The organism is Vibrio methylphosphonaticus, assembly GCF_023634655.1.
GTDB classification, from domain to species: domain Bacteria; phylum Pseudomonadota; class Gammaproteobacteria; order Enterobacterales; family Vibrionaceae; genus Vibrio; species Vibrio methylphosphonaticus.
In genome coordinates this window covers 58,665-73,791 of record NZ_JAMKMS010000009.1, presented here as the reverse complement: position 1 = coordinate 73,791, position 15,127 = coordinate 58,665, and the positions used below count along the sequence as shown (strand labels likewise).

At 45.2% G+C, this 15,127-nt stretch carries 9 protein-coding genes and 2 pseudogenes; 5 read left to right on the top strand and 6 right to left on the bottom strand.

The window, feature by feature from the left end:
- Positions 1 to 8: 8 nt before the first annotated feature.
- The 6 genes and pseudogenes from M9196_RS23725 to M9196_RS23545 all read right to left on the bottom strand — a co-directional run.
- A pseudogene (locus tag M9196_RS23725) lies at positions 9 to 176 on the bottom strand (hypothetical protein); the annotation flags it as partial.
- A gap of 262 nt (positions 177 to 438) precedes the next feature.
- A pseudogene (locus M9196_RS12265) lies at positions 439 to 606 on the bottom strand (type II toxin-antitoxin system Phd/YefM family antitoxin); the annotation flags it as partial.
- Between the two features lie 64 nt (positions 607 to 670).
- Positions 671 to 1,870: a J domain-containing protein gene (locus M9196_RS12260; protein WP_250617823.1), complete on the bottom strand. Its 1,200-nt coding sequence runs from the start codon at positions 1,868 to 1,870 to the stop codon at positions 671 to 673.
- 212 nt (positions 1,871 to 2,082) lie between these two features.
- The gene (locus M9196_RS12255; RefSeq protein ID WP_250617822.1) at positions 2,083 to 3,822 is read right to left on the bottom strand and encodes a hypothetical protein; all 1,740 of its coding nucleotides are present in this window, start codon (positions 3,820 to 3,822) and stop codon (positions 2,083 to 2,085) included.
- A 449-nt stretch (positions 3,823 to 4,271) separates the two neighbouring features.
- Positions 4,272 to 5,381: a Fic family protein gene (locus tag M9196_RS12250; protein WP_161750915.1), complete on the bottom strand. Its 1,110-nt coding sequence runs from the start codon at positions 5,379 to 5,381 to the stop codon at positions 4,272 to 4,274.
- A gap of 935 nt (positions 5,382 to 6,316) precedes the next feature.
- Entirely contained in the window at positions 6,317 to 6,439 is a 123-nt protein-coding gene (locus M9196_RS23545; protein ID WP_284677168.1) for a hypothetical protein, read from the bottom strand.
- Between the two features lie 453 nt (positions 6,440 to 6,892).
- On the opposite strand from M9196_RS23545, the gene M9196_RS12245 reads away from it, so the two are divergent.
- The 5 genes from M9196_RS12245 (at position 6,893) to M9196_RS12225 (ending at position 15,101) form a co-directional block, all read left to right on the top strand.
- Entirely contained in the window at positions 6,893 to 8,512 is a 1,620-nt protein-coding gene (locus M9196_RS12245; protein ID WP_250617821.1) for a hypothetical protein, read from the top strand.
- Positions 8,502 to 11,585: a site-specific integrase gene (locus M9196_RS12240; protein WP_250617820.1), complete on the top strand. Its 3,084-nt coding sequence runs from the start codon at positions 8,502 to 8,504 to the stop codon at positions 11,583 to 11,585. Before M9196_RS12245 ends, M9196_RS12240 begins: the two co-directional genes overlap by 11 nt.
- A 63-nt stretch (positions 11,586 to 11,648) precedes the next feature.
- On the top strand, positions 11,649 to 12,989 hold the full coding sequence (locus M9196_RS12235; RefSeq protein WP_250617819.1) for a hypothetical protein: 1,341 nt from the start codon (positions 11,649 to 11,651) through the stop codon (positions 12,987 to 12,989).
- A 349-nt stretch (positions 12,990 to 13,338) separates the two neighbouring features.
- Positions 13,339 to 14,499: a site-specific integrase gene (locus M9196_RS12230; protein WP_250617818.1), complete on the top strand. Its 1,161-nt coding sequence runs from the start codon at positions 13,339 to 13,341 to the stop codon at positions 14,497 to 14,499.
- Entirely contained in the window at positions 14,496 to 15,101 is a 606-nt protein-coding gene (locus M9196_RS12225; RefSeq protein ID WP_250617817.1) for a hypothetical protein, read from the top strand. Before M9196_RS12230 ends, M9196_RS12225 begins: the two co-directional genes overlap by 4 nt.
- Positions 15,102 to 15,127: the final 26 nt, after the last annotated feature.

The following is a 15,127-nucleotide window of genomic DNA, read 5'->3' as shown; positions in this document are numbered from 1 at the left end:
AAGCTCGTCTATATCTCCCTATCCCCATCAATTGAGGTACCTAAGAATACTCTTGGACAGCACCGAAACTGGATAGAATTTAAGAATGGAGCATCAGTAGCAGCTAAGTGAATGTGCTTCACTTCTTCTGACTTCAGGGTTGGTAATGTATTGGGATGATCATAAGCTTCATCACGACCAAAGAATGAAGCTCACTTTCAGCAAGTGCATCAATTCAGTTCTTATGTTTACAAACTCGAATATTTAATGACTGACTCACTCTTGAAACTCACCCAACGTATTCTCATCAAGTTATGTTAATGCTTGAGCATTCAGGTTTGCAATGACTTCTAAGTGGGGGATCTGATCTCGGACTTTCTCACTCAGTCAGTCTGAGGAGGTTAAGACTTTTGATGGGCTGAAGGACTCAATGAGAGAGCATGTATCAAACTCGCTTAAACGTAGCGACTCGACCAAGTTGTACCGCCATGACCGCAAGCTTAAGTTTAAGTCCACAGCATCCTCAGAGTCACGGCGTGTAATGATTGTTGTATCTGCATCATTAACTACACCGTCTAAAAACGCTTTAAGACCATTTCTCGCCTCAGTAAAAGATACGATTTTCATAAGGACCTCAACATGGACAGTTCCTTGAACATTCGCAATTGATAAGGCTACTCACTGAAAACCCTTACAACCAATCACCGTCTGCTGAAAAAAAGTTGTGTGGATCAATGCTCATCAACTGTTCATGAAAAAGCGCTGCGTCCGCTCGTTCTTTCAAATGCTGCTTGATTTGTTTCACTGTTTTCACCTCTTGGCATCGCTGACTCAGCGCTTTTGCCTCTTGCTGCAACGTCTCACGGTATTGAGAGAGGTGCCTTTCTCGGGAGGCTTTATTTCCTCCTCCAAATTTGTGCCAAATAATGCTCTTTAAGTCATCACCATGTTTCAACTCTTGATATTCTTGATTTAACTGCGCGACTTTCTCTTTAAGCGTCGCCTCTAAATGCGCAAGCAGCTGGTCATCCATCACCATTTCATGATCAGGTAGATATTGCTGCGCCATCAAGAGCAGCGCAACCACATCTTTTTCTTTCTTCGCTTGTGAAAGCTGCTGCATCAACGCGCTCTTTTCTGCTTTTTTTGCCTCATCGGTCTCTTTATCAGGGTGCAACTGCTTAGCCAATTGACGGTACAACTTTGTCATCTGCTTATCGTTATACAGCGCTTTGCCCACTGATGAGGAAGGTGCATCAAATTGATGATAGGACTCTTCATCCGAAAAGAAGTCCTCAGCTCCCCAGTCAATGTCCTCGTCTTCACCACCACCCTCTGCGTCCATTTTTTCTGCTAAAAGCTCTTGTAAGTAACGTTGAAACTTGTGCGGCTCACTCACCATCTCCATCAGCTCTTCATGAGACAATCCAACATCATCACCTATCATCATTTCAAGCTCTTGACGAAATGCTTCAATTACCTCAGCAGGAATGTCATCTGGTACAGGTTGATTTGAGACGTCAGTAAACAGCGCCTGGTTAAATGCTTCGCGCAGATCGTTGGTGTTTACTGGGTTGAAAGGGTTAGATTCTAAAATCGACAACTCTTCTTGTAGCCAATCATACAAAGCCTCACGCTCTGCACCTTTAATGGTTTTACGCGGTATGAAAGAGATCAAGTGACCAATCCAAGACTCGGTGGCAACACAGACTGCGTGCTCAGAGGCCTCCGTCGAGGTTTTAAACTCTTGATAGAACTTATCAAGTTTTGCTTGATAACGCTGATTGCGCTGACGCTTCTTGTCGATATCATGCCAAAGTTGGTTGAGTTTACTTTTCTTTGGGGTAGCCGACTGCGTTGCCGTTAAAGAGGTGAGGGTTATTGTCGTCATATTTCAAGATCCTAATGGTAGTGGGAAAACTCTAACGCTTTTTTCCCAACAATTCATTCATTACAGCGCTAAAGCTCTCTCATTGGTTTTCAGACCTTATGAAAGCCTCTCTAAAGCTTCCAGAGCATAAGTGATCCAGATTTAAGCGTACCACTACACTCGTGCTATAAAGGACACCGTAAACGTCGGATCAAAATGCACCTAAGAACACGTTAATCAATTGGCATTGCATAAGACAATTCATGGATGAGCGCCCTGAATTGTGACTCCTTATTCTCCGGAATGATCAGTTGATCTTTGCCAACTCGTTGACACCATTTACTCAACTGAGGGGCAGAGGCGATATTGTTTGCGGTTGTTTCTGAGTTGCATCTTAGCAGTAACACTGGGCCGACCGCTTTTACGGCTTGCTTATTTTCATCTAGCGTTTTAAACAGATTTTCTATCTCCGTCGGTAGGTAGGGCTGCTCATCCCTAGCTTGGATAAACGCTTGCAATTCTTGTAAATCACCGCCGTTTTCAATGTATGCGAGCATCCTATTTTTCGATAATTGCCAAACATCATTAACAAGCTCATCGGCGTAATTGATAAGAAAGACTCTCTCACTCAATGTTGGAGAGGATAAGAACTGCATTCTTAGCTTTGTCAGCAAAAGTACCGAGGTTTTCGTATCGGGTGTTGCGGTGTGATCCGCGGTAAGGCCGAGTATATAAGCACCGAGGTCGGTTAGGCGTAGGTACTGCAATCCGTCATACATGGACAGGTAATCTAAATCAAACTGTCCGATACTGTTGTAATATTCATCACTCGCTTCTTCAGGATCAATATAGGCAATATCAATCATGCCTAACGAAGCAAAATACTCCATCATTAAACAGCGCGTATGAGCATTGGTCAGTGATGCCTCCTCATAAATACGCCCATAATGCGCATCGCCGATGTATAAAAATGACGTATCTTCTGTGACTAAGTAATCGTGTCCTTTCACAGCCATCAATCTCATAAAGTCGGTAAAGGCGATCCACTCCCCTACTGGACAGGCTTTCAGGGTTTCAGTGCACGCCTCTCTTCGACTTTCTGGCGTGGTAAAATACCGCTGACCTTTGCCTTTCTGCCCTTTGACCTCTTGAATACGCGAGAATTCGTCAAACTGACTGTTCTGTTGCCAGTCCCAAAACAGTTGCTTCATGGCATCACTGTTTTTTTGTTGGAGCGTCGCGGTTTTCAAGTTAACGTTTAACTGGCCATGACTATCCTTTATCCAAGAAGACGCCCTCAATACCTGCACCCAGCCAAACGCTTTTATTGTCTCTAATGATTCCCCAACACTTTCTGAATACGGTTCATTGAGTTGACTCGATAGTTTCTTCAAAAGCGCTTTTGATGGCATGCCTGTCTTTGCACTTACTTTTAATTTCCTATCCTTGATGAAGTTAATCAGAACATTAAGCTCACTCTCTGTATGCTGGGAGGACTCTAATATCATCGTTTCTGCCGCATCGAAAGAGGCGATATCAATGATAAACTCAGGGGGAGGCGGGATCATCGGCTTCAGGCATACCAAAATATCGTCTGGGATCCGCACCGCTGAACCGTATCGACGTTCAGGATAAAAAAATGGCGCTAAGCGTTGGTCTTGTTTATCACCACCACGCCCGTATTTGCTCCATCCTTTCGTGCTCGGTGAGGGTAATTGATACTTCTCTCGAAACACAAATGCGTCCATGTGACCATGATGATTATGCACGGCTTCTTGCAGGCAGAGTTTCTGGGTATCTCCTAGGCAATCCCATATACGTTTAATCGTTTCTGAGTCAGTCAGTAGGGTCTGAAGCTTACTGACCACTTCCGCTTTGCGGTTCGGAGTCGAGCAGGAAAATGGAAGGAACTTAAATCTTGCTTTAAGATCTTCCGCGTTTGCATGCTCTGCGAGATCCATTAGGTTATTCATTGTCGAGTTCTTTATGATGGTTTATCCACCATTATGCCAAGGAGATGTGTTTTTTCATACCTAGGCACACTTCGCACCTCATGGTTGCTGTCTCTCATGTACTTAAACTCAAGACAAGGCCATCCTGATTGTACAATTCAGCCCCATCGGAACGAATTTGCCCACGAATGATCAACCTTGATGTCATGGAACACACTTTATCGTCCTCTGGTAGACGCATGCAGACCAGCTCGCTGTCTACCCTAGTGGTCAGTGTTCAGCGGTGGGCAACTCCCAAATCGGCAGCTTAATAATACCTGATTACCCATGACTTTCAGCTTGATTAGAGTATGCACTCAGCTACACCAGATTTCTGAAAAAGGTCATGGGGTTGCTAGGCTCATCAATGAAGACGCCACCGATGCCCGATAGGTTACTTAAGCTACCAGAGACGCTCTGGTGATGAGCTACTACCTATATGCAAACGGCAAAAATTCGTTAGTGTCGTAAGACATGAGTTCTAAAAGGCGCGTATTGATGAATAGCGTCTCTCGACCCGCAGTCTTTGACTCCAAAACACCTAACTCCTCTAGTGACTTGAGGGTGGCTATCGCAGCTTGTCGAGAGCGGTAAAGCCCTCTATCAATCAGATCTCGCGTTCTCAAGTAAGGCTTCTCAAATAAAAGCTCAACTAACTCATGTGAGTACGTTTTTTGAGAAGACGCTTTGATGTGCTCCGACGTTTGCTTTTGAAGCTCTACAATCGCGTTGACCTTGTTGATTGTCCATTGAGAAGTGATTGTGATGGCATCAAGCATAAAGCAGATCCAAGACTCCCAATCGCCCTCTTGGGTAACTTTCAGCAATAGCCTATAGTAATCCTCCTTGTTTTGCATGATGTAGCGGCTCAAGTAGAGGATCGGCTGTGAGAGCAACTCGTTTTCGATGAGGAATAGAATGTTGAGTATTCGTCCCGTTCGACCGTTACCATCTAGGAATGGGTGGATTGCTTCGAATTGATAGTGAGCAACCGCCAACGCAATTAATGGATCTACATCATGATCATGGATATAAGACTCCCAATTAGACAGTTTATTCCTTAGGTTATCCTCGCCCACTGGTGGAGTGTAAATGACCTCACCAGTACGTTGATTCTTTAAGTTCGTTCCTGTGACCTTGCGGACGTCGACTTGTTTATCGATGAGCTCACTGCAAATATCGATTGCCGTATTTGTATTTAGAGGACGCGCATTCTCCCCTGATACGGATTCGAACCCTAGGAACAGAGCTTTTTTGTATCTCAACGCCTCTTTGGTTGCAGGATCGGCACTTGATGAATCCGATTCATGCTTAAACAGCGCATCCGTCGTGGTCACAATATTTTCAATTTCAGAACTCGACTTCGATTCTAATATTGGGATTAGGTTAACCAATAGGTTTTGGTTGGCGAGAAGCCTAGCAACCTGATTCAACGCGGATAGTGCTCTCGCGGCAGGTGTCACTTTCTTCAGGATTTTTACAGTCTCTATACCATCGACAGGTAGCGGAGGGATATCGTAAGGAACTTCTGGATTAAACATTCAATTACCTAGCGTAGTGTACTTAGCTTGATAGGTTAATTTTTTAGTTAAAAACTAACATGTAGTGCATTGTAGGTTATCTAAACTGACAGTTAAAGTGTATAGGTTAATTATTTCTAGAATTTTTAACATATCGTCCGTGACGTGTTAATTGGATTAACACGTAATTAGGATAGGTTAAATTTACTCCTGATCACCCATGACCTTTTGCAGAGATCTGAAATCCATTTCAGCATGAGACATTATCACAACTCACAAAGGCCATTTGAGACAGCGTTCAGCGCAGTGGCCAACTTAGTGGCTCGCTCTTGCCGCTTCTAGCTTCCAGAAAAGAAAAAGCGCCAAAAAAACGGCAGTTACATTGACTTGTCGTACTGAGTACCATCACGGTATTCAACACCACTACGAGACCCACTGGCTTAATCGTATTAAGCGTTCAATGAAAAGCCATAGGCCCATTTTTCCTTCAAATATCACTATCAAGACACCTTTTATTTAAATATAAGATCTATTGCATACTTACAGCTCAATTATTCGCCACTCACCTCTTGACGTTAAATGTCCATTGACACCTATAATAAACCACAAGATATAGATATGAAAAATCCAGAATATACTATATACAGTATTCACATCTATTTTCGTCCAGCGATGCGACCAACAGGAGTGTGCTTATCGTTACTATCAAAAAAACAACGCATTTCACCCTGTCATTATGGTGCGGCGCCTTAGAGTTTTTTCACAATAAAGCAAAAAGCCATTTTAAATCAGAAGATTACATCTAGGGCAATTTGAGCCTAAGACACCCAGCGTTGCTATCCACTCTGCGCCGACTCAATGAAAAGGCGGTCCATGTCCACGCCAGACCAACGCCATGAAATAGCACACTATGGCTCCCCTAACCACTTCATCACGGCCATGTCTTTACCCTGTCGCTACCATAGATTCAGCGCCACCGTGACGATACTCAACACCACCACACCAACATACGCAATGCGCACTAGGTGGCGCTCACACCACGCCACATAAGCGTCGATTTTTTGCTCCATCGTTTTCATGCTCCTCACCTCACTGTTTCATGTCCGTATCAAGTCCTATCACCTTCGCGATGCCGCGTCTAACCACAGGCTCAATCGTATTTTGAACGTTATGAAAAGCCATCGGCCAGTTTTTGCCTGCAAATCTCATTAACAAGACAGTTTTTGTTCGATTATGGAATGAACTGCACATTTATCGCTCAATTATTCACCAACCACCTATTGACGTTCAATGTCCATTGACACCTATAATAAACCACAAGATATAGATCTGAGAAGTTCAGAATATACTATATACAGTATTCATATCACTAGCCTGACCAAGAATATGACCACAAGGAGTGTGCTTATCGCTAGCATCAAAAACGTCTTACTTTCACCATGTCGTTATGATGATGACGCTTTGACGACATCGCTGCGGCTCGGTGACCACGCCCTCGACATTCTGATTTTCGATAGGATGGGGGGTGATTTTTGAGCTATATTGCGAGCGAAAAAAGAAAAAACCGAAACAAACAAAGCGGCGCCCCTTACCCTGAAGCTAAACTCACGATCACGTCACTTGCCCGAATTTTCAAAAATTTAAATCGCCGCCACCTCCCGATCCAAAAACGAGAAAAGTTCTTTTTTGTGTTTATCTCTTTGTGGCTCACAGGCGAGCTCGCCGCGTTAAGAAAACAAGACAACAGCGCCAAAATTTCCGACTACACCCTGCCCGATCTTTTCCGCCAACCCGCTTATAAAGCGTGCCGACAACATGCCTTTCGAACCGTCATGCACGAGTCCACGTCTTGGGTTGAATACGCCGTGGCTTACCCAGTAAAAAACGACATCGTCTATTTGTGGCAACCGGTCCCCTCTCGGCTCAATCCTTTTTTTCAGCGGTTTGTTTCCCAGCGCGACTACGAGCGCCCCTTTTTAAACCCACGAGAAAAAGGCGAACTCAAAACGATGATTGAGCGGCGTTGGAAACAACATGGATTGGATGACTTAGAGCGGTCTGTGGGCAGAAAAGATAATCTGATTAACTATTTCAATATATGCGTTCAAAACGACAATGGCCTCTCCGCACTCCCCAGGCATGTATTGTCTCATCAACATCATCGGGTCCATCACGACCATGCACGGTCTTACCAACAAGAAACCAGTGACCGACTACGAGCCAAAATTTTTCGAGCCCATGAGCGCTACCTTGAACGCTTAGTGTTTGAAATAAGAGCCTTACATTTTGAAGAAAAGTTTACCGTAGAGAGACGCACAAAAAACCGCTCAGAGACAGAAAGCGTCTACTTTGTGGATACCACATTACTACACACCGTCCCTTTGGCATTAACCGCCCAGACCATCAGGCAACTCCAATATCGCGAAGGCGAATCCAAACCCAGTTCGGCGCACTCGCCTGTCTTGATTGGAAGCCAGCGTAGCGTTGATGTGGTGATCCTAGCGAGCCTATTTCGCCAACTGGAGAATGATATCCATTCATGCGCCATCGCCATCCAAGAAGATAACGCCCTTGAAGCATTCATCGCCTATTACAACTTATGCACCTATCACCTCACGTTGTGTTTTTTGATTTGCACGGGTGTTCGCCCCACCCATCACATCAGTATTGAATCTGCGCGTTACTTTCCCGGGAAGAAAGCCACCGTGCGCGATAAGGGACGCTACCGTGAAATACTCATCTGCGATTATCTTGCCGAGCAGATCCATCAACATCAGCGGTTGCAAAAGAGACTCACGTCACTTTTACCTGCGCACGCCCTCGACTTAAAAAAAGACGTATTGTGGTATCTGATTGATGATAACCACAAAGCGCACTGTGTCTCAGCTTGTCTATTGCGCCAGTTTTTAAAACAAAAAGGCGCAACCTTTGTGGCCTACTCGATACGGCATGCCTTTGCTCAATACGCACTCGAACACGTTTATCCTTCTTCTTTAAGCAACGCTCAAATCGATAGATTGATGGGGCACGCTAACATCGGGGAAAACCTCGGCAATGACCATGTCTTCCCCCTCCACCGCCAGCAACTCCTACAACACGTCAATAGCATTGCCCCAAACTTCAACTTACAAAAGGTGCGCTATGTCCGATAACATATCGCGCAGCGCGCCTTCGAGTCGTCATCAAGACGACAATGCCGACACAAACGTTCCGTCAGATCTCTTGCGCTCCCTCTCAATCAACCACATCGTGCATTACGCACAGCAAAACCACGCCTTGACGCTCTCAGAAGAGGCCATCGAGTGGGTCATCAACCGCTGGCCAAAGGCTCAAGAAGCACGCCGTCAAGTAACAAAGACAACATTACGTGATCTCAGGCGGCAATGGACACACCAAGGTGCGACACTCAAATCCAACTACCAACGCGCACTGACCGCCATTTTGCTCTATCTCTACCATGTGCTTGGGTGGGAAATACCGCAAGCAGAAGAGAAAAAGCTGGTCGATCATGATGCCAAGCTCTTTGAAAACATTACCGCTCACGCGCACACGGCCTACCGTCTTATTCAAGGATACAACGCGTTATTAGAGATCCTCTATAAAGAGAGAGTCTCGCTTAGCCAAGAGCAGGTGGCCTTAATCGTCGCGCTAGACGTCGCCCCTTTGCCTCTCGACTATCTCCATCACATCACCACGTCGCCAGAGTGTATTGAAATCGTCGATGGTCATCTCTATCTACGCTTGAGACACCTCCAAGGCCATCAAAGTAAAAACCAGCAAGACAAGGAAGCAGAAAACGCCTCGTTTACTCGCTATCATTTACCGCTCTTCGTTTATCGCACCTTAACCACATTCTATGAGCAAAACGCGGCAACGCTTTCTCATCAATCGATGGGACTCAATCGGCTTACAGACCGACTTCACACCTTAATAGGTCAACTGACCCATGACGTCGAATCATCAGCCGTCGCTGACTCACGAGTCCATCCTTGTTCAAAGGCGCAGCTCCATTTTCTCTTGCAAGCCGTCTGGGTTTACCGTGACGATGTGGTGCCGACGCTGTTAAAAGACATCGCCTACCCAACAAGACACGTGGCCTATGAGCGGCAAAGCCCCCGCATTGCCAATCAACAAAAACAGCTCGATGATATTTACACGCAATCCTGGGATGACAAGTGGTATGAAAAAGTGGCGCCCGGCAGAAAAGAGCAATGGCCTCACCAGCAACTCTTAAATGTGTATAAGAAAAACAAAACAAAGCCAACGGGATACGAAGTGACGAGATGGCAAAGACACAATGTCTTGCCTCAACTGGCGGGCCTATTTGTCAGAAACCTCATTCTCTATGGCGGTGAGCGGGTTCAACACCTCAGCGACAACACCCTGACTCAATATTCAGGATTAACGAAGATACTCAAGTCGTCCCCACTAAGCTTTGAATCCAGCCAAAACCATGATGAGCTGATGGCTTGGGCACACCGCACGTATGCAACGCTCACCACGCCCAGTGCACAACAAAAACTCCACCGCTTCTTTAAATTTTTAACGACGCAAGATTTAACTGATCACATCAATTTACGCGAGCTGCAAACTCCCACCGTGCCCATCAATGTGGATGCCAATTTCATCTCTATTGACGCATTGCACCAGATTGTTCATGCCTTACTCCGTCATAAAAACGGGCATTTCTTGCAGCGTTTATTTAGTGCCTGTGCGGTCATTCTTGCCTATTTTGGCAAACTCAGACGAGGGGAAATCGCACGACTAAGAATTAAAGACATTTGGGCGGCTAAGACCATCACCTCGAAAGATGGTCACGATGACAATCAATGTTTTACGCTGCACATTACCCAGACCAATGAAGGAAAACCGAAAAGTAAACACTCACGATTGGTGCACATCTACCTTCCGCCCGAATTTGCCACGCTCATCCGCATGTGCATCAAACTCAAGCCGAGACTGTCGACTCGCGGGGGCATTGTCAGCCGCTCCCCACAAATGCCACTCATTGGTTTTGAAAATGAAAGCATGACGTCAAGGCAACTGCATTACTTGTTGCCGGCCACAAAGGCAATCAAAGCCATTTGTGGCGAAGATGTCCGGTTTCATCATTTGAGGCATTCGGGCGCCTTTGTCTATCTGCTTCAAAGCCTACATTTTATCAGCCATGCCACGGATACTGATATTGGGCTTCCCCCAACACTGCACGCATTGATGACCCAAGAGGTATTAAAAGAACAATTTCAACATTGGCAAGAATTGCAGGACACGCTTAGCCTCAATGACAATGTGTTGTTTGAGGAATTCACTCGAGAGATCGGGCATAAACACTACGCCACGACGCGTAAACACTATGTCCACGGCATTGACTGGCTCTACCCATTTTATCGAAAATCGGGGAATCCAAAAGAAAATAAGCGTTACTCTCGAGCCGAGCTGTGCTGGCTATTGGGATTAAAAAAAGGATCAAACGATCTCTCTCGGCGCATCGCGGCGTTAGACGCACACTACGCACAGCTTTCAACGAAAGAAAAGAAACACTATACATTGTCATTCTCTGAAGAGGTTCTTCGCAACCACTTATTTCCTCAAAAGCCCAACGCCAACCCTATCGCCGTGGAGACATCACACTTAAACACATTGTTAACGGAGCTAGTAGATCATGAGTTAAGGGCTAACCAACCGGATTGTCGTCCTTTTCCGAGCGTTCAACACAGCTTACTTAAAACGCTGTTTTGTCGGCAGTTCAACAATAAAGGCCAGTTCCTCTTTTCAGATATCAGCACGATATGGGCGTATTCCAACAAACATAAGCCTGGGGTTTCGCGCAAAAAATGGGAGAAAGCCATACGTAAAGTGAAAAGGTTGGAGCTGATTGACAGCGATGGAAAACCGCAGATTTTCATTAAAATGAGCACCAATCAACGAGATGGCAGCCTATTTCGAGAGGCCTTTAAAACGCCCGAACTTCAGTGCTTTCAAGCCACCTTTCACCTCATGGCAAATGGAAATACCACCCCGACACGACAAGAGAACAGTATCCGTGAACACTTTGCTGATGAAAAAGACACGGTCATTGTCACGAAAAAAAACAAAGGGAAAACAGATCTTCATATCACACTCTCCCTTCGAGATAACCTCACACTCGCACCGCAAACCGTGCATCACATCTATGAGTATCTAATTTATTTCCAGCGCCACACACACCACAAACATCCTGCATGACACAGAGAAATACAGCATCGCTTAATCACTATCGATACATCATAAACCCACAAAGGACAGAAAATGGAAAAGAAGATAGTTCAACTGCATATCAACCCAAATGCCGCCGCAACCCTACGACGCATTCAAAAGCAGCTCATTACCAAAAGCGATGATTTTTGCGTGAGCTTTTGTTTTGACGTTAAGAAAAACCAATGCAAGATGGTTGGGGGGCATGCTCCTGAATATGCCTTTGCCGCGCAGGATTTAAATGACGATATCCAAACGCTCAATACACTGCGCTCATTCTCACTCTCGGGCGATGTGTTTGAAAACTGGCTTCGTTCGGCCTCCAACCTTCAGGGCCTCACAGGAGAGAACTTCATTACCCTAAACATTGAATACCATTCAAAAGAGTCCAATCCCTCTATCATTATCTACGATACCAAAGAGGTCTCTCTTGCTGATGAGCAAAGCGATACCGATGCCATTCTTGCTCGCGCTTGTCGCCGTCAAATTAAAACGCATCACCCATTTGAGGCGCACAGACAATTTATTGATTCTGACACTCAGCGCGGCTATCAAAAAATCACCAAATCCACTTGTCAAAATCTTATCCATGAAATAAAACCGCATTTACCCTTCCAGATGATTGAGTTTGATCCGGGAACGAAAGAATTAAAAATCATGCGAGACGATCGCATCGACATCAGTGAGACAAACCTTAACATCGAACTCGGGCAATCGTTTATTTCATCTGAGCACGGCGTTGATTTGCTTGGTCATGCTATCAAAAATACGGCCGATAACGATATCCTTATCCAACAAGAAAACGACCGGCTCATCATTAAAACATCAGAGCAATGCTCGGTACTATCGCTCGCGGCAATTGATGAGTTTAAGCAAAAAGTGGCCGATAGACTTGACGTATTGTCCACCTTTACTGTGGACATCCGTCCGTTCAAGTTCGAAGTTGAAGAGTTGCGCAAATTCAAGGATGTTCGCTCTCAAGACATTGCGTTTTTTGTGATAAAGCAAGAGGACTCATACTTAGTGGCGCAAGTTAAAGGTGAAACGCATACCAAACCCATTTTGGTGCCTAACTTATCCATGAAAAGCCAAGAGCAGCTCATTGTACAGTTTCATTTAAAAGAGTTTATCGATCTAAAAGTACGTAATCTCACCGAAATGAGAGAAATGAAAGTCAGCGTCTACAAAAATAGTCGACTCGAGACGTATCTGGGATTCTTTGACCATGCAAAAAAGCATATTCCGACACAATCCCTCTCTGTCGAACTGATTAGCAATGTGAAGAAAATCCGAGCCATAAATAAAATAATTGAGGATCATAAAAAAGATAAGGGTTTGGTTAAAAAGGAAAAAACCGGAGAAAACCACACCTTAGACTTAGAGGCGATGTTTTAAATGCGCAGTACGGCGTAGAGGTCGGCACACAAAAATACTCAAAACCACTGGACATTAAAACAGTACAAGCCTACAGTAAATGGTGAAACTTTATACAGACAGGGTGACGCGTTCATGTGAGTATGAAATCGTGATACTCACCCGAGTTTGAGAAGAGTGAAAATGCAGTTGGGATAGGAAGGCGGCAACCTCCCTACCCCGTACCGGCTGCGAAGACTTAAACCCACCCCAGCCGATGGCTCGATTCTAGCGAATTCCATCGGTCAGGGACAGATCTATTTGATGACAAACGTTAGCCGCATTGCGGGTAATGATTCATTGAATCGATCGTACACTGATGGAGGCCACTATGGCTCACATTCGCATCCGCCCCAATGGGCGTATTCAGTTCGATTTGCACTTGTATGGCCAGCGCTTTCGCGAAGGCACCAAACTCATGGCAACCCCGAAAAATCTCCGGTTGGCTCAAGCGACGCTCAAGCAAATGAACGCCGAGATTGACCTTAATACCTTTCAATACCGAGACTATTTTCCAGACAGCAAAAAGGTCGATCTGTTTGAGCGATTACAGCGCAATAAACATCCCGACCGACTCTATCCTTTTTTCAATGACTTTGCGGCAGAATGGTTTGAACGCAAAAAAGGCGCGTGGAAACACAGTTATCAAAGCGTGGTATGGAATAACTTGACGAGTTATCTCATCCCTCACTTTGGCAATACCTTAGTCTCAGAAGTGTCACTGTCTCAAGTTGATTTTTTTCGCCAGTCATTACAAGACATGCGCAAACCTAACGGCGACAGAAAGCTCTCGAATAAACGTATCAATAACCTCTTGTGGCCACTTATCGCCATAATTAGTTTGGCATCAGAAGAGCATCAATTTGCTTATCCCTTTAGGCGCTATCGCTCATTAAAAGAAGAAAAAGCCGAATCAAAACCGCTGACCAAAGAAGAGGTCGACTGTTTTTTGACTCATTGTGACGAGAGCTGGAAGGATTATTTTCTGCTGCGGTTTTTAACGGGGATGCGAAGCTGTGAGGTGCACGGACTGCATTGGGAGCACATCGATTTTGAGTATCGATTGATCCGTATACGACAAAACTTTGTTAACGGGGAGCTGTGTGATGTGAAGACGCAAAAATCGCGGCGTGAGCTGAAGATGAGTGACCCATTGTGCGCGTTATTGCAACGGCAATGGGAAAGAAGAACCGACAGTCCTTTTGTTTTCCCTTCCCAAAATGGCAATGGACTGAGCACTCAATATGTCAGTAAGCACATCTGGCACCCGATTTTAAAAAAAGCGGGATTAAAACCACGACGAGCGTATGAAACCAGGCATACCTCAGCGGTGCTGCATATTTCTGCCCATGAAAATCCGTTGTATATTTCACATATGCTCGGTCATAGCGACACAAAATTACTGTTTGATGTTTATGCGCCGTATGTGATGAACGCCTCGCGTCAGGATGGCAAAGCATTCGATGCCTTAATGGGAGGGCTCGCCTTATGATGTGTGATTTTAGTCAGCCTCGCCACTTTTACGAAAGCCAACATAACCTTGAGTCTTTAGCCGCCTTTGCGTTGGGTGCGCAGCACCCTTCTATTCAAGCGATTTTGTCTCAAGGTAATGCGATCCCGACAAGCCTAGAACAGCAAGACAAACTGGAAGTGGCCGCCAAATATTATTGGGAAAGGGCGCAAGGCAACAGTAAATTGATGCATTCTGTCTCCCAACATACTAAAGCACTGTTGGGATCTCGCAATATCATGTTTGAAGATATATCACTTCATATTGCTCACCCAGAACTGCCGCTTATCAAATATTATGACGCCCTATTGGCAGCAAAAGGGAAGATGGATAAAGACAAAGTGTGGCGACGTCACCTTGTGTATTGCCGCCCTCTCTGTCTTGCGCTGTATGAGCACTCACGCTCACCGCATGCTGAGCTGTGTTATAACACGAGCTCTGTCACGATAAGCAACACCGAGGATAAGCAATGCTTTTGCTTTACCTACAAAGCCTCCTCACGGTGTTTTCATGCTGGAGAATGGCGCTACTTTTTACTCCCAATGCCTTGGGCCTCGTCACAATCAACGAATCGATGTGATTAAGCGCAAAAGAAAAAGCGGGTAAGCGA